Annotated in this window: 25 protein-coding genes; 8 read left to right on the top strand and 17 right to left on the bottom strand. The window is 64.1% G+C overall.

Annotated elements, in window-relative coordinates; all coding sequences use genetic code 11:
* Positions 1–1,119: an AraC family transcriptional regulator gene (locus tag IP68_RS02475; RefSeq protein WP_054133383.1), complete on the top strand. Its 1,119-nt coding sequence runs from the start codon at positions 1–3 to the stop codon at positions 1,117–1,119.
* Positions 1,120–1,188: 69 nt separating this feature from the next.
* Entirely contained in the window at positions 1,189–3,171 is a 1,983-nt protein-coding gene (locus tag IP68_RS02470) for a S41 family peptidase (RefSeq protein ID WP_156317911.1), read from the top strand.
* A gap of 10 nt (positions 3,172–3,181) precedes the next feature.
* Here the strand turns inward: IP68_RS02470 and IP68_RS02465 are convergent, their stop codons facing one another.
* On the bottom strand, positions 3,182–4,336 hold the full coding sequence (locus IP68_RS02465) for an aminotransferase (protein WP_054133381.1): 1,155 nt from the start codon (positions 4,334–4,336) through the stop codon (positions 3,182–3,184).
* Between the two features lie 64 nt (positions 4,337–4,400).
* Complete coding sequence (locus IP68_RS02460; protein ID WP_054133380.1) at positions 4,401–6,206, bottom strand: SLC13 family permease; 1,806 nt, start codon at positions 6,204–6,206, stop codon at positions 4,401–4,403.
* Between the two features lie 260 nt (positions 6,207–6,466).
* Here IP68_RS02460 and IP68_RS02455 point away from each other — a divergent pair, with 260 nt between their 5' ends.
* The 4 genes from IP68_RS02455 to IP68_RS02440 are packed head-to-tail and all read left to right on the top strand — an operon-like array spanning position 6,467 to position 12,418.
* Positions 6,467–9,898: a response regulator gene (locus tag IP68_RS02455; RefSeq protein ID WP_231683633.1), complete on the top strand. Its 3,432-nt coding sequence runs from the start codon at positions 6,467–6,469 to the stop codon at positions 9,896–9,898.
* A complete protein-coding gene (locus tag IP68_RS02450) occupies positions 9,883–10,722 on the top strand; it encodes a protein-glutamate O-methyltransferase CheR (protein WP_054133378.1) in 840 nt (279 codons plus the stop codon). Before IP68_RS02455 ends, IP68_RS02450 begins: the two co-directional genes overlap by 16 nt.
* A complete protein-coding gene (locus IP68_RS02445; protein ID WP_054133377.1) occupies positions 10,719–11,279 on the top strand; it encodes a chemotaxis protein CheB in 561 nt (186 codons plus the stop codon). The genes IP68_RS02450 and IP68_RS02445 overlap by 4 nt, the downstream gene beginning before the upstream one ends.
* The gene (locus IP68_RS02440) at positions 11,279–12,418 is read left to right on the top strand and encodes a hybrid sensor histidine kinase/response regulator (RefSeq protein WP_054133376.1); all 1,140 of its coding nucleotides are present in this window, start codon (positions 11,279–11,281) and stop codon (positions 12,416–12,418) included. Before IP68_RS02445 ends, IP68_RS02440 begins: the two co-directional genes overlap by 1 nt.
* 18 nt (positions 12,419–12,436) lie before the next feature.
* Here IP68_RS02440 and IP68_RS02435 read toward each other — a convergent pair whose 3' ends face one another.
* The 10 genes from IP68_RS02435 to IP68_RS19645 form a co-directional block, all read right to left on the bottom strand.
* A complete protein-coding gene (locus IP68_RS02435) occupies positions 12,437–13,855 on the bottom strand; it encodes a dihydrolipoyl dehydrogenase (protein WP_054133375.1) in 1,419 nt (472 codons plus the stop codon).
* A complete protein-coding gene (locus tag IP68_RS02430) occupies positions 13,852–15,228 on the bottom strand; it encodes an NAD-dependent succinate-semialdehyde dehydrogenase (RefSeq protein ID WP_054133374.1) in 1,377 nt (458 codons plus the stop codon). Before IP68_RS02430 ends, IP68_RS02435 begins: the two co-directional genes overlap by 4 nt.
* A 38-nt stretch (positions 15,229–15,266) precedes the next feature.
* On the bottom strand, positions 15,267–16,028 hold the full coding sequence (locus IP68_RS02425; protein ID WP_054133373.1) for a hypothetical protein: 762 nt from the start codon (positions 16,026–16,028) through the stop codon (positions 15,267–15,269).
* Positions 16,029–16,165: 137 nt separating this feature from the next.
* Entirely contained in the window at positions 16,166–18,643 is a 2,478-nt protein-coding gene (locus IP68_RS02420) for a TonB-dependent receptor (RefSeq protein WP_054133372.1), read from the bottom strand.
* Between the two features lie 159 nt (positions 18,644–18,802).
* Positions 18,803–18,970 carry a YezD family protein gene (locus IP68_RS02415; RefSeq protein ID WP_082382099.1) on the bottom strand — a complete coding sequence of 56 codons (168 nt, stop codon included), beginning with the start codon at positions 18,968–18,970 and terminating at the stop codon, positions 18,803–18,805.
* Between the two features lie 195 nt (positions 18,971–19,165).
* Entirely contained in the window at positions 19,166–20,578 is a 1,413-nt protein-coding gene (locus tag IP68_RS02410) for a mannitol dehydrogenase family protein (RefSeq protein WP_054133370.1), read from the bottom strand.
* The gene (gene uxaC, locus IP68_RS02405) at positions 20,575–21,990 is read right to left on the bottom strand and encodes a glucuronate isomerase (RefSeq protein WP_197275699.1); all 1,416 of its coding nucleotides are present in this window, start codon (positions 21,988–21,990) and stop codon (positions 20,575–20,577) included. Before uxaC ends, IP68_RS02410 begins: the two co-directional genes overlap by 4 nt.
* A gap of 8 nt (positions 21,991–21,998) precedes the next feature.
* Positions 21,999–22,514, bottom strand: coding sequence for a GntR family transcriptional regulator (locus IP68_RS02400; protein ID WP_054133667.1), 516 nt, complete (start codon positions 22,512–22,514; stop codon positions 21,999–22,001).
* A 108-nt stretch (positions 22,515–22,622) separates the two neighbouring features.
* The gene (locus tag IP68_RS19650) at positions 22,623–22,910 is read right to left on the bottom strand and encodes a UvrB/UvrC motif-containing protein (RefSeq protein WP_082382071.1); all 288 of its coding nucleotides are present in this window, start codon (positions 22,908–22,910) and stop codon (positions 22,623–22,625) included.
* Between the two features lie 2 nt (positions 22,911–22,912).
* The gene (locus IP68_RS19645; RefSeq protein ID WP_082382070.1) at positions 22,913–23,092 is read right to left on the bottom strand and encodes a hypothetical protein; all 180 of its coding nucleotides are present in this window, start codon (positions 23,090–23,092) and stop codon (positions 22,913–22,915) included.
* Between the two features lie 99 nt (positions 23,093–23,191).
* On the opposite strand from IP68_RS19645, the gene IP68_RS02390 reads away from it, so the two are divergent.
* Positions 23,192–23,512, top strand: a complete 321-nt coding sequence (locus IP68_RS02390) for a hypothetical protein (protein WP_054133368.1) — start codon at positions 23,192–23,194, stop codon at positions 23,510–23,512.
* A gap of 32 nt (positions 23,513–23,544) precedes the next feature.
* Positions 23,545–23,904: a hypothetical protein gene (locus IP68_RS02385; RefSeq protein WP_054133367.1), complete on the top strand. Its 360-nt coding sequence runs from the start codon at positions 23,545–23,547 to the stop codon at positions 23,902–23,904.
* Positions 23,905–23,952: 48 nt separating this feature from the next.
* Here the strand turns inward: IP68_RS02385 and IP68_RS02380 are convergent, their stop codons facing one another.
* The 5 genes from IP68_RS02380 to IP68_RS02360 form a co-directional block, all read right to left on the bottom strand.
* Positions 23,953–24,261, bottom strand: coding sequence for a hypothetical protein (locus tag IP68_RS02380; protein ID WP_231683630.1), 309 nt, complete (start codon positions 24,259–24,261; stop codon positions 23,953–23,955).
* A gap of 173 nt (positions 24,262–24,434) precedes the next feature.
* A complete protein-coding gene (locus IP68_RS02375) occupies positions 24,435–25,271 on the bottom strand; it encodes a helix-turn-helix transcriptional regulator (protein ID WP_082382068.1) in 837 nt (278 codons plus the stop codon).
* Between the two features lie 9 nt (positions 25,272–25,280).
* Entirely contained in the window at positions 25,281–25,544 is a 264-nt protein-coding gene (locus tag IP68_RS02370) for a hypothetical protein (RefSeq protein ID WP_156317910.1), read from the bottom strand.
* 360 nt (positions 25,545–25,904) lie between these two features.
* Complete coding sequence (locus IP68_RS02365) at positions 25,905–26,102, bottom strand: AlpA family transcriptional regulator (protein WP_054133365.1); 198 nt, start codon at positions 26,100–26,102, stop codon at positions 25,905–25,907.
* A gap of 4 nt (positions 26,103–26,106) precedes the next feature.
* Positions 26,107–26,358: a hypothetical protein gene (locus IP68_RS02360; protein WP_156317909.1), complete on the bottom strand. Its 252-nt coding sequence runs from the start codon at positions 26,356–26,358 to the stop codon at positions 26,107–26,109.
* Between the last annotated feature and the right edge of the window lie 154 nt (positions 26,359–26,512).

The raw sequence follows: 26,512 nt of genomic DNA, 5'->3' as shown, positions 1-26,512 counted from the left end.
ATGATCGCATTCGGGCCGATGAGCATCACGCTGCTGATCTGCGCCGCGCAGGGTCTGTTGCTCGCCGGGTTGCTGCTGCGCGCGCGGCAGAACCGCGCGGCCAATCGCTGGCTTGCGCTGCTGATCATCGCGGTGGCGGCGCTGATGACGCCGTACATCATCGGCTATGCCGGCTTTTTCGAAAAATGGCCGTGGCTGAGCTTTGCGCCGCTGTCGTATACGGTGGCCTTCGGGCCGCTGATCTATCTCTACACCGCCACGCTGGTGGGCGCGGCGCCGGTGCGGATCTGGCCGCATTTCGTCCCGGTTGCCGCGCAGTTCCTTGCCTATGCCGTGGTGTTCCCGTTGCCGCTGGCTACCAAGAACTGGTGGAACGGCGTTGCCCACGAGCCTTTCATCGACCCGCTGCTCGATATCGCCGCGCTGGTGAGCATCGCCGCCTACAGCATCGCGGCGTACCGGCAGTACCGTGCCTACCGGATGTGGCTAGACGACAACCGCACCGACGGGGTGGATTTCGATCCCGGCTGGATCCGCAACTTCCTTGCGGCGCTGGCGCTGATCACGCTGATCTGGGCGGGATTCCTGCTCGCCAAATGGCTGGACCCCGCGCGCGACTATTTCGATCAGTTTCCGCTCTATGTCGCGTTCTCGGCGCTGGTGCTCTATCTGGGCATCGGCGGATGGCGCAACGCCGACACGGCATTTCCGCAGGCAACCCCTGCCGCGCCGCCCGAGCCTTTGGAGAGCGCCGCGCCGGGGCGCGACTGGGCTGCGCAGGGCAGGCTGTGGCTGGGGCGGATCGAGGCCGAGCATTTGTGGCGCGACCCGGGGCTGACGCTTGCGGGGCTGGCGCGGATCCTTGGCACAAACACCACCTATCTTTCGCGCGGCCTTGGAGCGGCGGCGGGGGAGAACTTCAACGCGATCATCAACCGTCACCGGGTGATCGAGATCCAGCGGGTGCTCGCCTGCGGCGATGATCCGCGCGATCTGCTGACGCTGGCATTTGATGCCGGGTTCAACTCCAAGGCCAGTTTCAACCGCGCGTTCCTGGACATGGCGGGGATGAGCCCCAGCCAGTGGCGGCTCAAATCACAAATACCGCAGGAAATCTGAGTATTGAGGCGCGCCAGGTCGGCGTTCCGGTCAGGACAGGCTGCGTAACCGACCCTTGGAGTGTTCCTGATGCGAAGCCTGACCCTAGCCGCCGCCGCCGTCCTGATGAGCGTACCCGTTGCCCTTGCTGCCGCCCCCGCCGAGCCCTCTGCCGCCGCCATCGCCCAGCCGCGTTATGCCGTGCGTCTGCTCAGCCCCGAAGATGCGACGCGCGACATTGCCTTGTTGCGCCGCGCGCTGGAGACGGTTCATCCCGGCCTGTACCGCTACAGCGCCAAGGCGCAAATCGATGCCGCGTTCGCCCAGCTCGAAGCCGCCACCAGCCGTCCGATCACCGACCTCGCGCTGCATGGCGAGATCGCCCGGCTGCTCGCGGCAATCCATTGCGATCACACCAAGGCGGAAATGTCCGACGCGATGACCGCGTTCCGCACCGCCAACCCCACCCATCTGCCGCTGCGCTTCCAACTGATCGAGGGGCGGATGATCGTGGTGTCGAACGATGGGCAGACGGGCGCGCCGCCGGCGGGGAGCGAAATCCTCAGCATCAATGGCACTCCGGTGCCGCAGCTGCTGCTCAGGCTCGCGGAATTGGTGTCGTATGATGGCACCACCGATCAGGCGATCGCCGCCAAGCTTGCCAATGACAGCGACCTGATGGGCGACGACTTCAACGAGAATTACCCGTCGCTGTTCGGCTTTCCAGAAGCATGGCAGATCGAATGGAAAAAGGTGGGGAGCCAGGACGCGTCCACCGCAACGCTCAAGCCGATCCGCTTTGTACAATGGACCGGCCTTGCCGGGCCGGGGGCGAAATATCGCGGCGAATTCTACAACAGTGTTAGTTGGCGGCTGAACGGCAAGGTCGCGCGGCTGGGGATCGATACCTTCGTCAATTATCGCAACCCGGTGCAGGCCACCGCCTTTCTCAGCGGGTTCTTCGCTGCGATGGAGGAGGCCGGGACGGAGCACCTGATCCTTGACCTGCGCAAGAACGGCGGCGGGTCGGAGGATGTCTCGGTCGCGCTGGGGCGATACCTGATCGATCAGCCGTTCGTCTGGTCCAAGCCGGTGCGATACAAGGCGGTGCGCTATGGCGATCTGCCGCAATATTTCGAGACGTGGGGCGATCCCTCGGCACGCTTCACGCCTCCGCTGACCGATTTCGAGCAGACCCCAGATGGTTGGTTCGACCGAATCCCCAAACAGCGTGACGCGGTGCTCAACGATGGCGATACCACCCTGTTGCAGCAACCGATCGGCGCATTTGGATTTGATGGCCGCCTGACGATCCTGAGCGGTCCGCGCAACGGCTCGGGCGCAACTCGCACTATCGCGCAATTGAAGGACAAGGCCGGGGCGACGGTGATCGGCGAAGCCAGCGCCGGTAGCGCCGAGGGGCCGACGTCAGGATCGATCTTCCTGATGACGCTTCCCGCCAGCGGCATCAAGGTGCGCATTCCCGAAGCATGGAACCGCACGGCGATCTCGAACTTCGTTCCGGGCAAGGGCGTTGCGGTCGATCAGCTGGTCGTGCCGACGCTGGCGGATTTCGAGGCCGGGCGCGACCGCACGATCGGCGTCGCGCAGGGCGCGCTGCCCGCGCGGTCCGACAGCGCGGCGCTGGTCGCCAAGGCGCTGGGCGGCGCGTGGACGGGCACGCTCGACTATCGCGACTACAGGAAGGACACACGCACCACCTTGCCGACAATGATGACCAGCGACGGCCAGACGCTGGCCTGGACCTTCGACGATGGCCCGGGCAAGATCGTCAAGTCCTCGGAAAGCTGGACATTCGATGCGTCGCAGCAGGTGCTTCAGATCAGCAATGGCCGCAACACGCCCGAGGCCTGGCAGGTCGTCGAAGCGCGCCTGTCGGCAGATGGTCTGTCGGCGACCGTCGTGCTGGATGGCACCAGCCGCGAAAACAACCGCACTGTCATCGCGCGCAAGATCGTCACCCGCGAGGGCAACCGGCTGAGGATCACCAAGATGACGCGGGGAGCAGGTGAACCCTTTCTGATGCGGCAGAGCTACGATCTGCGGCAATAGGCCGATCGGGCTATCCCAGGCGGGGCAGGGCCGCGGCCAGGCGGTCCAGCGCCGCCTGCAGTGTCGCACGCTCCTTGGCGAAGCAGAAGCGCACCAGATGCCCGGGCGCCGCCTCTGCATAGAAGGCCGAAATCGGGATCGCCGCGACGCCCGCCTGGTCGACGATCGCATCGCAAAACGCCACGTCGTCCATTGCCACGCCGGATGCTGCCAGGTCCACAGAGACGAAATAGGTCGCCGCCGAGGGTACGGTCACCAGACCGAGGCCCTGCAGCCCGTCGCAGAAAAAGTCGCGCGATGCCTGGTGCTGGGCGCGCGCCATCGCGATCCAGTCGTCCTGGCTGGCCAGCCCTTGCGCCACCGCCCATTGCAGGTTGGGCGGGGTGGTGAAGGTGAGGAACTGGTGCGCCTTGGCGAGGATGCGGGCAAGCGGCGGGGCGGCGCACATCCACCCTACCTTCCACCCGGTGAGCCCGAAGATCTTGCCCGCAGAGCCGATCTTCACCGTCCGCTTGCGCATGCCCGGATACTGCATCAGCGACCTGTGCTGCGCGCCATCGTAGACCAAGGCCTCCCACACCTCGTCGCAGATCGCGATCAGGTCATGCTCGGCGCAGATCCGCGCCAGCAGCGCCAGGTCATCGGGATGCGCGCAGGTCCCCATCGGGTTCATCGGATCGTTGAACACCAATGCACGGGTGCGCGGCGTGATCGACGCGGCGAGCGCCTCCGCATCGATCCGCCAGCCCGACGGGTCGAGGGTGACGAGCCGCGCGACGCCGCCTGCGCGCTGCACCAGCGGCAGATAGGCGTCGTACAGCGGCTGGAACAGCAGCACCTCGTCGCCCGGGCTGATCACCGCCAGCAAGGCCGCCGCAATCGCCTCGGTCGCGCCGGAGGTCACCACGACCTCGTCGGGGCCAAGCTCAAGCTGCTGGTGACGCCGGTACCAATCCGGCACCGCGCCGCGCAACTCGGGGATGCCGACCATCGGCGGATACTGGTTCGACCGCTGCTGCAGCGCGTCGCACGCCGCATCGATGACCGCATCGTTGCGTGGCCCGTCGGGAAAGCCCTGTCCCAGGTTGATCGCGCCTGCCGCCCGTGCGCGCATCGACATCGCCTCGAAGATCGTGGTGGGCATGTCGCGGTAGATCGGGTTCATGTCTCATCCTGATTGGCGGGCAGGGGACCTGCTCTCCTTGCGGCATATCTCATTCCAGATGGCCTCAGAACAGCCAATAGATCGAGATCGACGCTGCCAGCCCGACGATGACGTTCATCGGGATGCCGATCTTGAGAAAGTCCGAGAACCGGTAGTCGGCGGCGGCATAGACCATGGTGTTGGTCTGATAGCCGATCGGGGTGGCAAAGCTTGCCGAGGCGGCGAGCATCACGGCCACCACAAGCGGCCGGGGGTCGATCCCCATATTGGCGCCGATGCCGATCACGATCGGGGTCAGCAGCACCGCTACAGCATTGTTGGTGACCGCCTCGGTGAGCAGCGAGGTGAGCGTGTAGACTGCGAGGATCAGCAGGAACAAGGGCGCGCTGGTCAGCATCGGTGCCACCGCGCCGACGATCAGATCGACGCTGCCGGCATTCTGGAACCCGGTTCCGATCGCCAGCATCGCGAAGATGAGGACGAGCAGGCTGCCATCGATCGCGGCCCAGGCCTCGGCAGGGTCGATGGTGCGGGTGATCAGCACCACCGCCACCCCGATGATGGCAAGGCCCTCGATCGGCATGACACCCAGCGCGGCTGCCAGCACCGTCGCCAACAGCGTCAGAACCGCGATCGGAGCCTTGGCGCGCCGATAGGGGGTCGCCTTGGCGGTCGAGACCCCGGCAAGGTGGATGTTGTCCTGCAACTGAGCCAGTTCGGGCGGTCGCGCGGCGATCAGCAGGGTGTCGGCTGCGCGCAGCCGGGCAGTGGGCAGATCGGGGCCCGGCAGGTGCCGCGCGCGCGAAATCCCCAGTATGCGCACGCGCAGCCGCGACAGCATGGGAATTTCGTCGAGATGCCGCCCGATGCTGGGATGCGTGGGCGCGATGGTGGCCTCGTACAGCGTGACGTCTTCGGGCCGCTCATCGCCGTGCAGCGCGAGACCTCCCCCGAGCCCGGCGAGCCCGGTTTCGAACCCGCTGCTGGCGGCGAACGCTGCCAGTTCGTGCGGTGATGCTGCAATCACCAGCCGGTCGCCAACCTCGAGAACCGCACTTTCGAAGCCCTTGCGGCGGAAGCTGCCCTGTCGCTTGAGCCCCAGGATCCGCGCGCGCTCGGGCTTCAGCGCCGATATGTCCTCGATCGCCCTGCCGATCATCTCGGAATCAGGAAGCACCGTCAGTTCGGACAGGCACTCATGCGCCTCGCTGTCGGCAGGCGCGTTTTCGGGGCGGTCGGGCAGCAGCCTGGGGCCGAGCAGCAGCAGCGTCAGCGCGCCGGTGAGCGCGGTGATCAGACCCACGCCGGTAATCTCGAACACGCCAAAGGCCGGCTGGCCGAGCCCGCGCGCCACCCCATCGACCAGCAGGTTGGTCGATGTCCCCACCAGCGTCAGCGTCCCGCCCAGGATCGAAAGATAGGACAGCGGGATCAGCAGCCGGGTGGCCGATGTGCCCAGCGTCTTGGCCAGCTTCTTGACGATCGGGATCATGATGATGACCACGGGGGTGTTGTTGACAAAGGCGGCAGCGGCAAGCGTTCCGCCGAACACCTCGACCATGATCTGCCTGGGCTTGCTCTCGGCGCGGCGCAGCAGCAGCCCCATCACCGCCTCGATTGCGCCAGTGCGCACCAACGCTCCCGACAGCACGAACAGCGCGCCGATCGCCAGCGGTGCGGAGTTCGAAAACACGGCGCGGACATCGGCCACCGACACGAACCCCAGCACCATGACCACCGCAGCGCCGGTGACGCCAACAACGACAGGCGGAAACCGCTCGGTCATGAACGCGGCAAATATGGCGAGGAGCAAGGCAAGCCCTATCTGCGCACTGTAGATGTCGACGAACTGCGTAATCGTGTCTAACATGAAGGAAATTCTGCCTTGGTACCATCGCACGCCTTTGCGCGCAGGAGCACCATTGGCCGTGGTATTGCCCGCATGCCAGCACAATCCGTGTGTTGAAGGATACCTGCACACGTGCAGAGCCTTGCCCATTGCGATTTGGCATCGGCGACGTCGGCAAGGTCCAGAACCGTGCCGGACGCAAGATATGGTCTTTGCGTCCTTGTATATGGTCACCGCTCTTGGCTAAGCCATGGCCAACACGGATTGCGAGAAGAGACACAGTGAAAACAGCCAGCGTTACGTCGCATGCCCAAAGTCTTGCGAGCCGATGGGCAGTCGTGGGGCTGGTGATCGGCGTCGCCTTCTTCGTGATCAGCGCAGCCGTGGCGTATCTGAACATCGAGAATGTGCGCGCCAGCGAGCGCGAGATCCGGCGCACGCATGTCGTCCTGACCACGCTCGACGATGTGCTGTCAGCCATGCTCGATGCCGAAACGGGGCAGCGCGGCTATCTGCTCACCGGGCGCGACGCTTATCTCGAGCCCTATTCGGAGGGAGTCGCGCGGGCCGATGACGAGTTGCGGAAGCTTGACGGCCTCACCCGTGCCAGCCCGGTGCAGAAGGAGACCTTCGCCGCGCTGAAAAACCGGGTCATGGCCAGAATGCAGATCATGGCGGACGTTATCGAGCTCCGGCGTACGGGCGGTGTCGAGGCCGCGGTGGCCGCGTTGAACACCGATCGTGGCAAGAATGTCATGGACGATATCCGCGAACAGGTCGCCAGCATGACGCGCGAGGAGCAGCGTGTCCGCGAATCTCGCCTTGTCGCGATGGCCGCCGCCTCGCAGGCGGCGGTCGTCAGTGCCGTCATCACCAGCCTCAGCGGCATTGCCCTGACGATCGCCATCTTCATCCTGTTCATCCGCAACACCCGCAGCCGCGAGCGCCAGCAGTGGCTCCAGGCGGCGCAGGCGGACCTCGGCAAGGCGATGATGGGGGACAAGACCATCGCGGAGCTCGGCGCAGCCATCCTGTCGTTCCTGCACGAGCGGACCGGCAGCCCGGCAGGCGCGCTGTTCAAGGGCGAGGGTGGCAGCTTCCGGCGGGCCAATATGCTCGGCGTGCCCGGTGATGCCGACGTCCCGGTGGAATTCACGCTCAACGAGGGATTGATGGGGCAGGTCGCGGTCGATGGCCGGATCATGGTGCTCAATGATGTGCCGCCGGGCTATCTAACGGTCGGATCGTCGCTCGGTCGCTCGGCGCCGCGGCATCTCGTGATCGCCCCGGCCAAGGCCGACGATGCGGTCAATGCGGTGATCGAGCTCGGCTTTTTCGAACCGGTGGATGATGTCGTGCTCGACCTGCTCGAGGAGGCGTCCGGGGCCATCGGCATTGCGCTGCGCTCCGCACGATTCCGCGAACGGCTGCAGGACGCGCTCGAGGAAACCCAGCGGCAGGCCAGCGAGTTGCAGGCGCAATCCGAAGAGTTGCGGGTCTCGAACGAGGAGCTCGAAGAGCAGGGATCGGCGCTGCGCGAATCGCAGGCGCGGCTCGAACTGCAGCAGGTCGAGCTCGAACAGACCAACAGCCAGCTCGAAGAACAGGCGCAGACGCTCGAGACCCAGCGCGACGAGCTAGAGCGCGCGAGCGCCACACTGCAGCTCAAGGCGCGCGAGCTGGAACAGGCGAGCCAGTACAAGACCGACTTTCTGGCGAACATGAGCCACGAGCTGCGCACCCCGCTCAACTCGCTGCTGATCCTCTCCAAGCTGCTGGGTGACAACCCCGATGGCAATCTGTCGGCAGAGCAGGTGCGGTTCGCGCAGACGATCCAGTCGTCGGGCAACGATCTGCTCAACCTGATCAACGATATTCTCGACCTCTCCAAGATCGAGGCAGGGCATATCGAAATCCAGCCGGCATCGGTGCCGATGGACCGGCTGCTGGGCGATCTGAAAAAGGTCTTCCAGCCGATCGCCAACGAGCGCGGGCTGACGCTGGCGCTCGAGCTGTCCGACGACTGCCCGCGGTCGATCCTCACCGATCGCATGCGGGTGGAGCAGATCCTCAAGAACCTGATGTCGAACGCGCTCAAGTTCACCGAAAGCGGCAGCGTGCAGCTGACCGTGGCGTCGGCTGGCGAGGACTGCGTCGCGCTGACGGTCACAGATACAGGCATCGGCATCACAAAGGAGCAGCAGGACAGCATCTTCGATGCATTCCAGCAGGCCGATGGATCGATCAGCCGCAGATATGGCGGCACCGGGCTCGGCCTGTCGATCTCGCGCGAGCTCGCCCGGCTGCTCGGCGGCGCGATCACCGTGGAGAGCGAGGTCGGCGCAGGCAGCCGGTTCACGCTGACCATCCCTGCGACCTACGATCCGTCCAAGGTTCGGGTGCGCGACCAGGCGCGCGCCGCGCCGCAGCCGGCAGTGGCGAGCCCGCCACCCGCCCGGCGCCGTCCGGCTGCCAAGCCGCGGCCGGCCAGCATAGAGGACGATCGCAACGTGCTCGATACCGGAAAAAGGTTGCTGCTGGTGATCGAGGACGATGCGACTTTTGCCTCGATCGTGTGCGACCTTTCGCACGAGCTGGGCTTCCAGTGCATCGTCGCCGGGACCGCGCAGGAGGCGATCGACATCGCACGCGACTACAAGCCCAGCGCGATCGTGCTCGATATCGGTCTGCCCGACCAGTCTGGGCTGACCGTGCTCGATCATCTCAAGCACCAGGACGAAACCCGGCACATCCCGATCCACGTGATCTCCGGCGCCGACCAGAGCCAGACCGCGCTGGCGCTGGGAGCGATCGGTTATCTGGAAAAGCCGGTGCAGCGCGAGCGGCTGGCCGAGGTGCTGGCCGGTCTTCAGCAGAAGCTCGCCTCCTCGATGCGGCGAGTGCTCATCGTGGAGGACAACGAGGTGCAGCGCGACGCGGTGTCGGAGCTGCTCAAGTCGCAGGATGTCGAAACCGTGGGCGTGGGGACGGTGGCGAAGTGCCTCGAGCTGCTGCGCAGCGAACCGTTCGATTGCATGGTGCTCGATCTGGCGCTTCCCGATGCCTCGGGCTTCTCGTTGCTCGAGGAGCTCAGCCAGGACAGCGACCGCGCCTATCCGCCGGTGATCATCTATACCGGGCGCGATCTGACCGCAGAGGAAGAGCAGCGCCTGCGCCGCTATTCCAGTTCGATCATCATCAAGGGCGCAAAGTCGCCCGAACGGCTGCTCGACGAGGTCTCGCTGTTCCTCCACCAGGTCGTCGCCGAGATGCCCCCCGAGCAGCGCCGGATGCTCGAAAAGGCCCGGCATCGCGATGCGGCGCTGGAAGGGCGACGCGTGCTCATCGTCGAGGATGATGTACGGAACGTTTATTCGCTCACCAGCGTTCTGGAACCGCGCGGGGTGATCGCCAAGATCGCGCGCAACGGCCAGGAGGCCCTCGATATGCTGGAGGCTAGCGCCGACGGGGCCGACAAGCCGATCGACCTGGTGCTGATGGATGTGATGATGCCGGTCATGGACGGGCTGACTGCGGTGCGCGCGATGCGCAGCAATCCGAAATGGGCGAAGCTGCCCGTCATCATGCTGACCGCCAAGGCGATGCCCGACGACCAGCAGAACTGCCTCGATGCGGGGGCCAACGACTATATGGCCAAGCCGATCGACGTCGACAAACTGCTCTCGCTGGTGCGGGTATGGATGCCGCGCTAGTGACCAGCTCTATCGAGGACATCGAAATCCAGCTGCTGCTGGAGGCGTTGTACCAGCATTATCACTATGATTTCCGGCATTACGCCCGCGCATCGATCAAGCGCCGGCTTCTGCAGGCGCGTGCGCAGCTGGGCTATGACAGCATCTCCGAGATCCAGGCCGCGGTGCTGCGCGATTCGACGCTGCTGCCGCGACTGCTCGATTTCCTGACGGTGCAGGTCAGCGAGATGTTTCGCGATCCGTCCTATTTCCGCGCGCTGCGCGAGAAGGTCATCCCGCACCTGCATACCTATCCCTCGCTCAAGGTCTGGGTCGCAGGGTGCAGCAACGGCGAGGAGCTCTATTCGCTCGCCATCCTGTTCCACGAGGAGGGACTGGCCAAGAAGACGATGTTCTATGCCACCGACATCAACCCGACCGCGCTCAAGGCCGCGCAAGCCGGGGTATATTCGCTTGATCGGATCCGGCTTTTCACCGAAAATCATCAGGCGTCGGGTGGGCGTTCATCGCTGTCCGATTATTACACCGCCAATTACGGGCGCGCAGTGTTCGACAAGTCGCTGTGCAGCCAGGTCGTCTTTTCCGACCACAGCTTGGTCACCGATGCCGCATTCGCAGAGATGCACCTGATCTCCTGCCGCAACGTGCTGATCTATTTCGACCGAGAACTGCAGGACCGCGCCGTCGGGCTGTTTCGCGACTCGCTCGCGCGCAGGGGCTTCTTGGGGCTCGGGTCGAAGGAGAGCCTGCGATTCTCCTCGCACGCCGATGCCTTTGCCGATTTCGTGCGCGAAGAAAAAATCTATCAGCGGACCGGTCCATGACCCGGGCGATCGTCATCGGTGCGTCGGCCGGCGGGGTGCAGGCGCTGTCGTCGATCCTCACCGCCTTGCCGCCGCATTTCGCATGCCCGATTCTGGTCGTCCTCCACGTTCCGCAACGCAATGACAATCTTTTGGTCGAATTGTTGCGGGCAAGATGCCTTTTGGAGGTTAAGGAGGCAGAGGATAAGGAAATGCTCCAGCAAGGAACGGTCTATTTTGCTCCTCCCGGCTATCATCTGCTGCTCGAGAAAAACATGTCGATTGCCTTGTCTTCGGATGAACCCGTCAATTACTCGCGCCCGGCCATCGACGTGCTTTTCGAAACCGCTGCAGATGCTTTGGAACGCGACGTGACAGCCATCATTCTCACCGGCGCCAATCATGATGGCGCCGAAGGTCTTCGCGCGATCGGCGCGGCGGGCGGGACTGCCATCGTTCAGGACCCGCAGACCGCCGAAGTTGCCACCATGCCGCTTGCAGCGCTGGCTGCCTGCCCGGCGGCCAAGGCGATGAGCATCGACGAGATCGTCTTGCACCTGCAGCAGGAGGCAGCGTGATGTCGATGGCTGAAGAACCGGTCCGCATCCTGCTGGTCGATGACCTTGAGGAAAACCTGATCGCGCTCAATGCGCTGCTGCGCCGCGAGGGGCTGAGCTGCGATACCGCGCGCAGCGGCGAGGAGGCGCTCGAGCTGCTGCTGGTCAAGGACTATGCGCTGGCGTTTCTCGACGTCCAGATGCCCGGCATGGACGGCTTCGAGCTGGCCGAGTTCATGCGCAACAGCGAACGCTCGCGGCACATCCCGATCATCTTCGTCACCGCAGGCGCAGGCGACGGCACGCGGCGGTTCAAGGGCTATGAGGCCGGCGCGGTCGATTTCATCCAGAAGCCGATCGAGGCCGATATCCTGAGGTCCAAGGCCCGCGTCTTCCTGGAGCTCTATACCCAGCGCCGGCAACTGGCGGCGCAGCGCGATGAACTCGCCGCGCTGACCGAATCGCTCAAACAGGCCGACATCCAGAAGAACCGGTTTCTCGCCGTTCTGGGGCATGAGTTGCGTAACCCGATCATGGCGCTCAACGCCGGGCTGATCATGCTCGAGCGCAAGAAAGGACAGCCGGTCGAGGGTGAAATCCGCATCTCGATGAGCCGCTACCTGACGCATATGACCCGGCTGGTGGAGGATCTGCTCGATATCTCGCGGATCGAGCAGGGCAAGATATCGCTGCAGCGCGAGCGGGTGGACCTGAACGATGTGCTGGCGTTCGCGGTCGAAACATCGCGGCCGGCGATCGACGAGGCAGGGCATAATCTGCATGTGGAGCTTCCGCCGGGACCGGTGCTGCTCGACGCCGATCACGCCCGCATGGCGCAGATCATCGGTAACCTCGTCAGCAATGCCGCCAAATACACGCCAGCGGCAGGCGAGATCAGGGTGACTGCGCGGGTCGGGGACGGGACCGCCTGGATCGAGGTCAGCGACAACGGCATCGGTATCGCGCCCGATCAGCAGGACCGGATCTTCGGGATCTTCGAGCAGGCCGATGTCAGTGGCAAGGTCAAGCAGGACGGCCTCGGGATCGGGCTGGCGCTGGTCAAGCAGCTGGTCGAACTGCACGACGGCGCCATCCGGCTGAAACACAGCGCTCCCGGGGAAGGCAGCACGTTCGAGGTGTGCCTTCCCACGGTGGAATGATGCCGGGCGCCGCTGGCGCTATGCCCCAGCCGGCGAACCAGCGTCCTGATTTTCCGGAATATCGATCGGCGTCGCGGCGCAGACGGTGCGCAGCGCCTGTTTGAGCCCTTCCTCGATCGTCGGGTGATAGAAAGGCATCTCGAGCACTTGCGTCGCGGTCATCTTCTGCTGGATTGCCCACGCCAGCAAATGGCCCAGATGCTCCCCCGCCGGGGCAACCAGATCCGCGCCGATCAGCACACCGTCAGGTGCGGCTGCGTACAGGGTGAGAGCCCCTTTGTTGCGCGCCTCCACCCGCGCGCGGCCCTGATCGGTGAAATCGGCGGTGCCGCTCACCGCGCCATCCTCCTCCGCCTTTCCGATGGTCACGACCTGCGGATCGGTGAAGGTGATGCTGAACGGCACATAGCGATCGGTCGGGACCGGCGCCGGATAGGCCGCCGCGTTGCTTCCCGCAATCGCGCCATCATGCGATGCTTCATGCAGCAGGGGCAGATCGGCAGCGACATCGCCTGCGAGGAAGACGTTGCTGTCGCCGCAGCGCATCGTCGCGCGGTCGTGACACGGCACGCCCTTGTCATCAAGATCGAGCCCGGCCTTATCGATAGACAGCCCGTCGAGCACCGGCGGTCGGCCCACCGCGACCAGCACATGGTCGAACACCGCCTTGCCCTTGCTGTTGCCGCTCCAGCGCATGGTGACGCCGTCCTTGGCCGGTTCAGGCGTGGCATCGACACCCAGATGCAGATCGACATCGCACGCGATGATCGCTTTGAGCGCCTCGTGCACGCGCGGGCAGCGCAGCTTGGCCATGGTTTCGGACTTGTCGAACAATGCGACCTTGACCCCCAGCCGCGCGAAGGCCTGCGCCATTTCCAGTCCGATCGCACCTGATCCGATCACCGCGAGCCGCGTTGGCAGAGCCTTGAGCTCGAATACGGTCTCGTTGGTCAGCGCACGGTCTCCCAGCGCGGCAAACGCATCGGGCAGAGCAGGGCGCGAGCCTGTCGCGATGACGATCGTCCGCGCCTCGATCGACCGGCCGTCGTCCAACTGCAATTTGCCGGGTGCGGTGAACTTAGCCCGCCCCCTGATGCGGATAGCGTCAGGGATTTTCTCGATCGACTTTTGCGTCGATGCCGCGAAGCGATCGCGCTCCTTGCGCACTCGCTTCATCACCGCAGCGCCATCGACGCTGACCTCACCGACATCGATGCCGAACTGGCTGGCGCGATCAACCGCGTGGCGTGCCTTGGCTGCCGCGATCAGCAGTTTCGACGGCATGCACCCGACATTGGCACAGGTCGTCCCGCTGAAGTCCGGGTCGATCAGCAGCGTCGATGCGCCATTGGCGCGCGCAGCCCTTTCGGCGGCGAGGCCGGCAGTGCCGGCCCCGATCACCACGACGTCACAGCGCAGTCTGTCCTTCTCGCTCATGCAACCAGGATGGCCTTGGCGTTGACGAACTCCTTGAAGCCCTCATCACCATGCTCGCGGCCATAGCCCGAATCCTTCACCCCGCCGAACGGCATGTCGGGCGAAGCGACGTTGAAGTTGTTGATGAACACCATGCCGGTATCGAAATGCCTGGCAGCCAGCTCCTTCGCCCGCTCCGTGTCGCGCGAAAAGATTCCGCCGCCCAGGCCATAGCGGCTGTCATTGGCGATCCGCATCGCGTCCTCGTCGTCCTTGGCGCGGATGATCGATGCGGCGGGGCCGAACAGCTCGTCGTCATAAGCAGGCTGGCCGGGTTCGACATCGACCAGCACCGTGGCGGGATAGAACCAGCCCTTGCGATCGGGAATCTCGCCACCGGTCAGCACGCGCGCACCCTTGGCGACGCTCTTTTCGACCTGATCGTGCAGCGAGTCGCGCTGGCGCTTCGAGACCAGCGGGCCAAGCTGGGTGTCTTCGGCAGTCGGATCGCCCATCTTCAGCGCTTCGAACTGCTGGACATAGCCCTTCACGAACGCGTCGTAATTGGCCTCGGTGACGATGAAGCGCTTGGCGTTCACGCAGGTCTGGCCGTTGTTGTAGATGCGGCCCTGCACGCAGGTCTTGATCGCAAGATCGATGTCGGCATCGTCGAGCACCATGTAAGCGTCGTTCGAACCGAGCTCGAGGACGGTCTTCTTGACCACCGACGCCGCCTTGGCTCCGACCGCGCGGCCGGCCTTGTCGCTGCCGGTCAACGTCACGCCGCGCACACGCTTGTGTTCGATGACACGGTCCGACTGGTCATGATCGATCACCAGCACGCCGAACAGACCCTTTGGCAGCCCTGCGCGCTCATACACATCACGCAGGAACAATCCGCTGCCGGTGCAGCTTTCGGCATGCTTGAGCAGCACGCCGTTGCCCGCCATCAGGCTGGCGATCGAATAGCGTACCGCCTGATAGGCGGGGAAGTTCCACGGCTGGATGCCGTAGATGACGCCCAGCGGGGCATGCGTGACATAGCCTTCGCCATTCTGGACCTGTCGCTTCTGGTCGGCGAGCGCTTCGGGGCCCTGCTTGGCGGTGTAGTCGCAGATCGATGCGACGAGGTCGACTTCCTGCAGGCTGTCGCGCAGCAATTTGCCGACCTCGTCTGTCATCAACTGCGCAAATTCATCTTTCGACGCGCGCAATTCATCGCCGATACGGCCGATCACTCTGGCGCGCTCTTCCAGGCTCTGCATCCGCCAGTCGAGAAAGGCGCTGTGACACGCTTCGATCACGTCGTTCGCCTGCGCGTCGGTCATGTAGGTGTAGGTCTCGATCGGCTCTTCGCTCAAAGGGTTGATCGTCTCGAAACTGCGTTCGCTCATAGTTTTGGTCTCCAATGGACGGGGGTGGTACGGCCGGGTCAGCCGTAGGTGGCGCGGTGGCTGTCGAGCGTTTTCTCGACATCCTTCAGCGCGCCGAGGATTTCGTTTTCCCAGCCGCCGGGGGGCAGCTGGCGTACCGCCGAGTGCGCAGCGCACACGACCGGCGTATCGGCCCAGCTTTGCGCAAGCTCGCGCGCCCAGCTGGCGTAGTCATCGGCGGCACCGCTGCGCTTCTGCAGCGCCTTGGCGAGCATCGGGTGAAAGCGGAGCTTGGCTTCGGGCAGCACCGCGCTCAGGATGCCGGGGGGTTGAAGCACGTTAATCGTATCGTCGACATGGACGATCCGGCTGGCGCGGTGGCGCACCAGGACCGAGGCGACATGCACCTTTTCGTCGGCGCTGATGAAGTCGACGCCCTGCGGGATCGAGAACTCCAGGTCGCTCGCAAATTCCGCCTGGGTGGCCGCGTCCTCGATCACCGCCTGATCCCAGGGGAGATCGGGCAACTGCGCCAGGTGCCGCCGCGTTCCGATCAGCCGTGCGCCCGGCAGCGCATCGATCAGCGCGGTACAGTGCAGCGTGTGGAACGGGTGGACGTTGATGATCGCATCGACCAGCCGCCCTCCATCGGTTACCTCGAGCAGCAGGCCGCGATCCGCGTCATCCAGCGCATAGCTGTCGAGCGCTACAAACCGCCCGCTGGCCCGGCGGACCAGCGACATATGGGTTCCGATATCGATCAGCTTGGCGATCTTGAACGAGCCGCGGAAATTCCAGTAATCGTCATGTAGCCGGTTCACTGGCGCTCCAATCCTTGCTGCCCAACGCATGCAAGGACTGTTACGAGCCTGGCCCGCCCCGGTTCCGGACCCGGCGCCTTTGCCGGGATTTGCCGGGACCAGGATTCGTGCCGGGCCCGACGTGCGGGTCGGCGCGCCTAGAAGCTCGAGGCGATAGTGAGGCCATAGGTGCGCGGGTCGCCCGGCTGTCCGGCGATCAGCCCGGTATTGCCGCCGGTGTTGGCCGCGAGCTGCTCGAAATAGTCGACGTCGAAGGCGTTGCGCACCCAGGCGAAGAGATTGAGCCCGTCATCGGTGCGATAGCCCAGCCGGAAGTTGCTGAGCGCATAGCCACTGATGTCGGTGTAGATCGAGCGCGAAGGGTTGGACGAGAATTTCGAGCGATAGTTGCCGTCAAACCCGGCATAGGCAAAGCCGTCGAGGCCGAATATCGATACCGGCTCGTTATACTCGAAGCCGTAAGAGAGCGCCCAGTTCGAGATGCCGGGCAGCCACTGGCCCGAGATATCGCAGTTTGCCGGGCTCAGCGCGCCGGGGACGCCTGGCGCTCCGGGCACCTGCGTACCGGTCACCGTGGCGCCGCCCGCGAGCTCGGGCGGGCATGGTGCATCGACGAAACGGACATATTCGTGATCGGTATAGGCGCCGCTGACATAGGCGTTGAACCGATCCGACGGACGCACGCTGAAATCGGCCTCGATCCCGCGCACCCGCACCTTGCCCGCATTGGCGAGATAGCCGCGCAGCACGCCCAATTGGCCGTTGTTCACCGTCGCCTGATAATCGCGGATCTCGGTCCAGAAGCCCGCGAGGTTGAGTGTCGCGCGGCGGTCCCAGAACTGGGTTTTCAGGCCGACCTCGAAATGGTCGACCTTCTCGGGTTTCACCGAACCTGCCGCGAGCAGCGGATTGCCCGCCGCGTCGTTGGGAACGCCCGACAGGTTGATGCCGCCGGTCTTGAAGGTCCTGGCATAGGTCGCGTAGGCGCGGATATCGGGGGCGATCCGGTAGGACAGCGTCAGGTCATAGGACAGGTTCCAGTCGGAGAACTCGGGCTCGAAGAACTGCGGGGCCAGCACCCCGCGCTGTGCGACAATCCACGGGTCGTTGGGGAATGGCCCGTTGAAGCTGACCAGCTGGCGGGTGCCGTTCGAGGCTGTGCCTGTGACCACCGAGTCATAGGACCCGGTCTTCTTGTCGTAATTGATCCTGACACCCGGCTGGATCGTGAGATCATCGGTGACCTTCCAGCTGAGCTGACCGAACGCGGCAACGCTGGTGTTCTTGAATCCGATGGTGTTGTTGGCGACCAACCCGTTGAGCACGGCCGGGTTGCCCGCGAGCGCGCTGGTGGGCGCAAGCAGCCAGCGGCTGGCGGCGGTGCCCTGTTCCTGGATCCCCTGGGTGTCGATGGTCTGGTAGAAGCCAAACACGCCTGCGACAAAATCGATGCGCTCACCCAGCGATCCGGCATAGCGCACCTCCTGCGTGAACTGCTCCTGCTGCGAGGGGTTGTTGACCTTGAGCGTGATCGGCAGGCCGGTGAAGTCGCGGTCGTTCGATGGGGTCCAGTCCCAGAAGCGCCAGGCGCTGACCGAGGTCAGCGTGCCAGGGCCGACATCCCATTCGATCTTGAGCGATGCTCCACCCAGAATGCTCCTGGCGCTCAATTCGGCATCGACATCGGTCACCCGGTCGAAGGCATCGAGGCTGGGCGGGGCATAGCCGAACGCGGCCGACAGCGCGGGGAACTGGCGGTTGGCCGGGCGCTGGGTGCTGCCGTAGCGCGCATAGATCTGCGCGCAGCATTCCGGGTTCTGGCGGTTGTAGTCGCCTGCAAGCGTCACCTTGAGGGAATCGCTCGGCTTCCACAGCAGCGAGCCGCGAAGCCCCAGATTGTTGAGCTCATTGACGTGCGTGCCGGTGGCGATGTTGAAGATCGTACCGCGCCGGTCGGTGGTCGCAATTCCGAAGCGCACCGCCAGAGTATCCGACAGCGGACCGGACACCGACGCCTCGGCCTGGCGGAACTCGAGATTGCCCGCGGTGACCTCGGCGCGGCCTTCGAAATCGAAGCTCGGTTCCTTCGAGGTGATGTTGATCGCGCCGGCAGTGGTGTTCTTGCCGTAGAGCGTGCCCTGCGGCCCGCGCAGCGTCTCGACCTGCGCGATGTCGAGGAAGTCGAGCGTCGCCACCGCGACCCGGCCGACGAAGACATCATCGATATAGATGCCGACGCCCTGCTCGATGCCATCATTGGTCAGGCCGAATGGCGCGCCCAAACCGCGGATGTTGATCGCCGAGTTGCGTGGGTTGGAGGAATAGAACTGCAGGCTGGGCTGAAGCTGCGTCAGGCGGCTGACATTGAAGCTTCCGGTGTTGTCGAGCGTGGTCACATCAACCACCGACAAGGCGATCGGCACGTCCTGCGAGGATTCCTCGCGGCGGCGGGCCGAGACGATGATCACGGTTTCGGGCTGCTGTTCGGCCTCGGCGTCTGCTGTATCGCCCGGGGCTTCGGCGACATCGCGATCAGAGGCGAGCACTGGCGACTGTGGCGCAAGTGCGACGGCAAGCGCGACGACAGACGCGCGCGCGGCAAGGGTAATGGACATTCGGCAGGACTCCCAGGGGTGGAAGTGCTTCCGGTTGTCCGGTCGGCACGGCAATTTGGTGGTTGGTGGTTGGTGGTTGGTGATTGGTGGATGGGGGGTCGGGGCTTCAGGAAAATGCCGTTCCGTTGTCCCGGTCTCGGCATTCGCAGCGTGTGACCGTCAGGAGAAACGCTGGCGTTCGGTCACGTCCATCTGCACCAGCCTGCCGTCATGCACGGTCAGCACGACCGCGCCGAAGCGCAGTCTGGCGATGGCTTCGGCAATCGCGGAAAGCGGGACTGCTGATTGCGGACCGGTATCGGCGCGCGCGGGTTTGCTAGGAGGCATGGGGCGAAACTCCTGTGAAATCTGGTGCGGACCGGCTGCATGCAGCATGGCCCGCGGAGACATGACTAATCTCTACCATTTTGGTTGGCAAGATAGTTTTTGTTGCCCCGACCGCTATTGCGCCCATGCGTTGCGTTCAGATGTCGATCCGATGCTTGAGGCATCCCCGCCCGGCGATGGCAAAAGCCGCCTCGCTCAGTTGCGGGCAGCGTCCAGATGGGCTTGCAATGCCTGCGCGGACTCGGCCGATGGCGTCCAGCTGGCTTGGAACACCCCGCCGGTGCCGAACAGCGCCGCTGCAATCCCGTCTGCTCCATGGCTGGCCCAGAGATCGGCAAGCTGCGCGGCCATCGGGTCGTCGACCGGTCGTGCAGCGCCAGACACATGCTGTATCCACGCGGCAAGCGCCTGCAATGTGGCGGGCGTGCTGCGTCCCGCCTGCTGATTGATTGCCAAAGGTTCGAGCCAGCGCTGCGGGATCTTCTGCGATCCATCCATCGCAATCTGGATCAGGCGGTGGGCAAGCGCACTGTTGGCAAAACGCGCGATCAGCGCATCGGCATAGGCGCCAAGGTCGATGCCCGAATCCGGGGGCAGGGTAGGAGCGGCCTCGCTCCGCATCAGCGTCTCGATCAGCCCGGCAAGTTCCGGATCGGCGATTGCCTGATGGACGAACTCATGACCGCGCGCGAGACCCAGATACGCCAGGGCCGAGTGCGCGCCATTGAGCATCCGCAGCTTGGCCGCCTCGTAATGGCCGACATTGGGGACAAGCTGCGCGCCCACCGTCTCCCAGCGCGGGCGGGGCCCGGCAAAGTCGTCCTCGATCACCCATTGGCTGAACGGTTCGGTGATCACCGCGCCGCGGTCATCCAGACCGATCGAGGCTGCGACACGCTGCCGATCGGCGTCGGTCACCGCAGGCACGATCCGGTCGATCATCGTGCCGGGGCAGCGGCAGGTCCGGGCAAACCACTCGGCCAATGCAGGGTCGGTGTCGGTCAGATAGTCGCTCATCAGCCGCGCCAGCCGCGCGCCGTTGTCGGCCAGATTGTCGCAGCTCAGCAGCGTCAGGCCCGGCAGCCCGGCTGCCTTGCGCCGCGCAAGGCCGGCTGCGACGAAGCCATATATGGTTTGCGGGGGCCCTGCTGCGCTGGCGTCGGACACGATGGCGCGATTGGCGCGATCGAGCGATCCATCGGGGCTGCGGACATAGCCCTTTTCGGTCACGGTAAAGCTGATGATGTGCGTGTCGGGCGAAGCGATCGCCTCGATCACCGCCTGCGGATCCTGCGGCGCGACGATGACCTTCGCAACACTGCCGATGAGCCGCGTGGCCGTCCGGTCCGAAGACCGCTCGGTCAGCGTGAACAGGCCGTCCTGCGGATTAAGTTGCTCGGCGACATCGGCGGAGCGCAATGACACGCCGATGATCCGCCAGTCGCGGTCGCCCGCCGCCATGGCATCGTCGGTATAGACCGCCTGGTGCGCGCGATGGAACGCGCCGATGCCGAAATGCACGATGCCTGCCCGCTGGCGTGCAAAGTCATAGCCCGGGCGGGCAACGGCCGGGGAGAGCGAGTCCAGCGTTTCGAGTGAAAGCCTCACAGCCGGTACGCCTTCTTCGCCAGCGCATAAGAGAGGTCATGCGCCAGTTCTGCCGCTTCCCATTCCTCCATCCGGTGTTCGGCGACCAGAGTCGCAAGGAAACCGCAGTCGACCCGCCGGGCGACATCATGCCGGGCGGGAATCGAGAGGAAGGCGCGGGTGTCGTCGTTGAAGCCGACGGTGTTGTAGAAGCCCGCGGTCTCGGTCATCGACAGGCGGAAGCGGCGCATGCCTTCGGGGCTGTCGTGGAACCACCAGGCCGGGCCGAGCTTGAGCGCGGGATAGTGCCCTGCGAGCGGGGCGAGCTCGCGCGCATACACCGTCTCGTCGAGCGTAAACAGGATGATGGTGAGATCGGGGTTGTTGCCGTGCCGCGCCAGCAGCGGGCGCAGCGCATGGACATAGTCGGTGCGCATCGGCATGTCGGCGCCCTTGTCGCGGCCGAAACGGGCGAAGACCTGCGGGTTGTGGTTGCGCAACGCCCCGGGGTGGATCTGCATGACCAGACCATCCTCGACGCTCATGCCCGCCATTTCGGTGAGCATCTGCGCGCGGAAAAGCTCGGCATCCTGCGGCGAGACATCTGGGCGGATGACGCGCGCGAACAGCGCATCGGCCTCTGCCCGGGACAGATCCGCCGTAAGGGCCGTCGGATGGCCATGGTCGGTCGATGTCGCGCCATGCTTGGCGAAAAACGCCCGGCGCTTGCGGTGCGCGGCCAGATATCCGGCATAGCTGAACGTATCCTCTCCGGTCAGTTCGGCAAAGCGCGCCAGATTGTCCCGAAAGCCTTCATATTCGGGGTCGACGACCGGGTCGGGACGATAGGCCGTCAGTACCCGGCCGTTCCAGTTGCTGTCGGCAATCGTTCGGTGATGATCGAGCGTGTCGAGCGGCGATTCGGTGGTGGTGATCACCTCGATATTGAACCGTTCGAACAGGGCGCGTGGGCGGAATTCGGGTGTAGCCAGCGCACCGGTGATGCGGTCGTAATACAGATCGGAGGTTCCGGCGGTGAGCTGCACGGCAATCCCGAAGCCTTCGGCGAACACCCAGTCGAGCCACATGCGCGAAGGCGTGCCGCGAAACAGGTGATAATGGCCCGCCAGTATGCGCCAGGCCTCGCGCGGATCGACCGCGGGGGCGGCATCGACAGACACCGGTGTCAGCCCAAGAGCTTCGAGCGGCACCCCTTGGCTATAGAGCATCCTGAAGACATAGTGATCGGGCTGCAGCAGCAGTTCGCTGGCATTGGCGAAGGGCGCGTTCTGGGCAAACCATTGCGGATCGGTATGCCCGTGCGGGCTGATGATCGGCAGCGTTGCGACATGATCGTAAAGCCTGCGAGTGATGGCGCGGACTTCGGGGTCGGCGGGGAACAGGCGGTCGGGGTGCAGGTGAAGCGGGCGCATGGAAATCCTCAGAGCTTGACGGCGCGCGCAGAGCGCTCGCGGGTGGTAGCGACATGGCGGCGGGCGGCCTCGACGGCCTCCTCCTCGGCCGCGAACAGCAGATGGTCGATGACGGATGCCATGTGTCCGCGCATGGCGGTGCGCGCTGCGGCGGGGTCGTGCACGCGCAGGGCATTCAGCATCGCGCGGTGCTCCTCGACCACCGGCTGGATAATGGCTGTGCGCGCTTTTTCGATCAGCAGGCGCGCTTCCATCAGCTCGAATGCGGTCACGTTGAAACCTGGCGTATCGGTTTCGGACGGCAAGGAGCGGACATGGGCCGCCGATCCGGTGCGGACATCGATCATTCCCTGCACCTCGAGCGCGATCATCGCCTCGCGCACCGCAGGGCGGCTGACGTTGCACTGTATGTAAAGCTCGCGTTCCGCAGGCAAGCGGTCGCCCACGGCATAGCGCCCGGGCGCGAGTTCCGCGAAAAGCTGCCAGGCGAGCTTCTGATAGAGCCGCTCGCGCCCTTCTGCCAGCTGAAGGCTCGCTTCCTTATGGGTCGTGCCATCACAAACTCCTTCTTGGAGGTGTCTTACCAATTGTGGCGGGTTCCTCAAGATAATGATGGGTTGCCCGCTATGGTGTCATCTGCGTGGTTTGCGGGGAGCGGTTTTGCCGGATGTCATCGGATCGGGCTTTGGCGGCGGCTTCCAGCCTTCAGGGGGCGTCACGCGCTGCTGGCTGGTTCCCAAGCCCATAGCACCCGGCTGCTGCCGTTCCACACCCAGCAAATCGGCTTCCTCGGCTTCAGAAGCTGTGGCGCCGCCGCGTATCAGACTGATCTTGTCACGGCATCTTTTTGCTTCCTCGAAGTCCAGTGCCCGTGCCGCAGCATCCATTTTCAGCTGCAGCTCATGTAATGTTTCGCTCATCGCTATCTCAGCTTTTTGATGGGTAATCCGTCAGCCTTCGCGCGGTCCTTCACCGATTCCTCGCTACGGGTCAGCGCTTTGGCCATGGCCTTCAACGGCATGCCCTTTTTTGCCAGTGCGTGGAGTTTCTGGATCTCTGCGCTGGTCCATGGTTGTCGATGTCGTTCGAATTTTTCTGCCATGTACGATGGTTAGTGGATCGTGAGCCCAACGGCGAGCACTTCGTGAAATCGCTCACCTGCCCGATGGTTTATGGTCACAGACCTGCTAGGCGTGGCAGCATGACCAACATCAACAGACTTTCCGGTATCGTCGACGTCGGCGGGCTTCATTATGAGTGGGAGGTGCGGAGCGAGCCGCAGTGGTGCGATTCCGAAGGCTGGAAAGGCGTGACGGTCGCCTTGCTGCAGAAGCATACCCAGCGCGAAGCCTTGCTGGAATTTCCCCCGCCCAAACGCTTGCTGAAGGGAATGCAGCGAGGCCGCCTTCAGATCAGTGATGCGATTGTATCAAGGGGAATTCAGGCAGCGCTGGATGCCGGCTGGGACCCTGCGTCTCGCGGAAAACCGATGGTTTTCACGGTCGATGCGGATGGCAACTAGCCAGAGGCTGCCCTGCCGGGCAGGAAAACAGGATGAGCATATTGTCGAAAGCATGGAACGGCGAACAGGTCCGCAAATGGCTCGAATGCCGCATCGATGCGGCGCGTCTTGATCAGGCGGCTGCCGACAGGCGGGGGTATGAGGCTCGGGACGACTATGACAAGGCAGCGGCTGAAGAATGGGTGTGCCGAAGCCTGAGGATGGTTGCCGACAAGGATGATCAGGTCGCATTCGCCGATCGTCTCAAGCAATTGCTGGCACAGGATGAGTATGTGGTCACGGGCATCTACGACGATCCGCGTTTCGAACGATATGTTCGAGCCAATCTCAGGAAACTCGCCAAGATGACCAGGGCAAATGAGGGGTTCGAGAACACGCTGCGCTTTCAGTGAAGCCGGCGTCAGGCTGAATCATGGCACGCGCCTGCGTGGCCGCACGATCTACTCCTCGATCACGGATCCCATCGCCGCGCCGCTTCTCATGTCCAGAAAGGCCTTCTGGCGGTCGTCATCCGCAAGTGAGAGGAGGTATCGGCTTGCCTCCTTGTAGGTCAGAAAAGGCCGCCCATCGACGAAGACGGGAACGGTGCGGCCGTTGAAAATCCGGCGCAGCAACCGCCGCTGCGGCCTGTCTAGCGATTGACTGCGTTCTTCGGTGATGGCGGGGTCCTCAGCTGCGAAAGCTATCGTGCAACTACCATCGACACGGCATGCAGGCATCCACTTTGTGCGGCGTGCTGCTTGATCCAAGATGTAATCTGGGGGCCGTCGGCTGCGCATCGGCGGCAGTGCCGTCACCAAGGGGTATGCGGTTGCGAACCAGTGGGGGAACCCGGTTTGAAGACGGCAGCCCCCGCGGCTCTGACGGGCCGGAACAGCGGGACATGAGAACGCCCGGCCCGTGGACCCGGGCGTTCTGCGTCTCAGCTCGTGCGGTTGAACGTCGTCGTCACAATGTTGGGCATCCCTTCCGCGGCCCAGACGATCGTCTCGGTCATCGTCTGCGCGTCCTTTGCCGAGGTGTAGACACGTGTCGACACCCGCTTGCCGTCCTTTGCGAGCGTCATCACCAGTGTGGCGGGCTCGGGCTGGCGCAACGAGATGCTGTCGATGAAACCCATATTCCCTGTCACGGGAACCGCCACGCCGTCGAGACGGGCGGTGGACTCGGCCGTCATCCGTGATCCATCCGGAGCGATGATCTCGACCCGTGTGTTCCAATGCCCCTCCGTCGCCTCACGGAACGCGATGGTGACTGCACGCGGCCGTTCTGCGGAGGGGATTTGCGCCACATCGAGCGACCAGGTGCCGACCAGAGGCGAGGCGCCCGCGGGGACCACCGCCTCGGAACCCGGTGCCACGACATCTTCGAACGCACCAATCGAGGTCATCAACAGCCCGGCGGCGGCGAGGGGTAGGGCAATCAGCATCATCATCTTTCCTTTCGACCATGGGCCGTGCCTGTGCGGCGGCCTGTCCGAGCTATCGGTCGAGGGTGACTGTGATGACAGATCGATTTTCCTGTCCCAGATTTTCTGGGCGTCCAGCAAGCGGGCCAATTCGCGGCTGCTGCCTACCCCGGTCTTGCGCCGCGCTTCGCGCAGGCGTTCGTTGATCGAGGCTTCCGAGCGGTTGAGTCCTGCAGCGATTGATTTCACGGTATGCCCTTCGGCCAGCAACCGCAGGATTTCGAGCTCCTTGGCGTTGAGCTTGGCAGGCTCAATCGCAGGCGTCACGATCGTCGGGGGCAGGGCGGACATGCGCCTTGCTCACCACAGGTCCGCAAGAGCGTCCAGCACGATTTTTTTGGGAAGCGGCGGGCGATCGTTGGGATGGTCACGCCGGTGCGCCTTTCTGGACTGCCAAGAGACGCTATTGCGCGGGAGCGGCCCTTCGATCTGAAACCCAAAGGCGCGACGCGTCACCGGCTGCGTGTCGGCCAGTTGGGCGGTCTCAAAGGATGCAGTGGCCGATTTGGCGAGCTTCATGGCCAGTAGTGCGCGGCTGGGCAAATCAGTTGGCTTGTCGGTCAAGCGGACCAGGGCTCCGCGAGTGTCGAACGGGGAAAATTTGTCCGATCCGGTGTTAACGAGCATCAGTCATGCATATCGTTACGACCTCGACCTGATCCAGTTCGCGCCAGGCGACGGCGAAATCGTCTGAAGTTGGTATCTTTCTTGGACATGGTTCATGCCACTCGTTCGACCCTGCGACACACGATAGGTCACACAGTTGGCAGGCGCCAAATGCGGAGCGAGAGGGCAAATCATTGTTTTTCAATAGTTTGCAGCTGAACGTGGCTGGGGTGGCAGGATTTGGAACATTGGCTTATCCCCTTGCATTAAAATGATTTTGTGATTTTCTTGTGTTTGTGAGGGCCCTTGCCGAGCGCCTCAGCTGCCCCGGAGTGACTGCTTCCAGGCCTCAACTTCGCTCTCGGACCAGGCGACCCTTTGCGGCGACAATTTGCGGCTTTTCGGAAACTGGCCCGCGTCCATTAGGCGGTAGATCGAGCGGCGGCTAAGCGAGGTCTGCTCGATCACCTCGCCGATCTTCAACATGCGGCCGGACGGGACTGGCTGGCTGGCCATGGTTTCAATTGCTCCTGGGCTGGTAGGGTTTCTGGTGCGCGCATCCGAGCGCGCCGCGCGTGGCGCAGCGAGGGCAGGGATCGGCGCTGACTGCATACGGCCGGGCGTCGCCGGCGCCGCGATCGGGCATCTGCAGCGGGAACGATCCGCCTCGATCAACATCCAGCGGCGTGCCATTGGAGAACTTGCGGGCGATTGCAACACGCTCTTCGCGGCGGCGCGCGTCTTCTTGGATCTGCTGGGCGAGCTGGTTCATGCGCGTCTTGCCTGCTGCCAATTGGCCCAGGCTTCAGCATGCTCTGGGCAAAGGTCCTTCTCCGGCGCCGGGCTTATGGTGCAGCGCGCGCAGATCGGCTTGTCGCATGTGCCGGATCGCCTGCCGGGAACCTTCCAGTCGCACTCGAGATCGG

It is taken from the genome of Blastomonas sp. AAP25 (assembly GCF_001295965.1).
GTDB classification, from domain to species: domain Bacteria; phylum Pseudomonadota; class Alphaproteobacteria; order Sphingomonadales; family Sphingomonadaceae; genus Blastomonas; species Blastomonas fulva.
This window is presented reverse-complemented; position numbering and strand designations above follow the sequence as displayed.